Annotated in this window: 1 protein-coding gene; it reads right to left on the bottom strand. The window is 63.1% G+C overall.

Annotation, left to right across the window (positions count from 1 at the left end):
- The coding region (locus AC1DMA_RS30140; RefSeq protein WP_478146480.1) for an NAD(P)(+) transhydrogenase (Re/Si-specific) subunit beta at window positions 1–366 on the bottom strand (366 nt) is incomplete at both ends.

Here is a 366-nt window from a genome sequence, read left to right as displayed (position 1 = left end):
TAGAACAACTCGTTGTCCAGGCCTGCATAGCCCGCGGCCATGCTGCGCTTGTTCACGATCACTGTCTTGGCCTTGTAGGCCTCCAGGATCGGCATGCCGTAGATGGATGTGCCCTTTTGCAGCGCTGCCGGGTTCACCACGTCGTTGGCGCCCAGGATGATCGCCACGTCGGCCTGGCCGAACTCTCCGTTGATGTCTTCCATCTCGAAGACCTGGTCATAGGGCACTTCCGCCTCCGCCAGCAGCACGTTCATGTGCCCGGGCATGCGGCCTGCGACCGGGTGGATCGCGTACTTGACCGTCACGCCATGCTCGGTGAGCTTCTGCGCGAGTTCCTTGACCGCGTGCTGCGCGCGTGCCACCGCA

The organism is Variovorax sp. 05N34, assembly GCF_056397405.1.
Note: the sequence above shows the minus strand (reverse complement) of the source record. Positions and strands in the feature narration are given on the sequence as shown.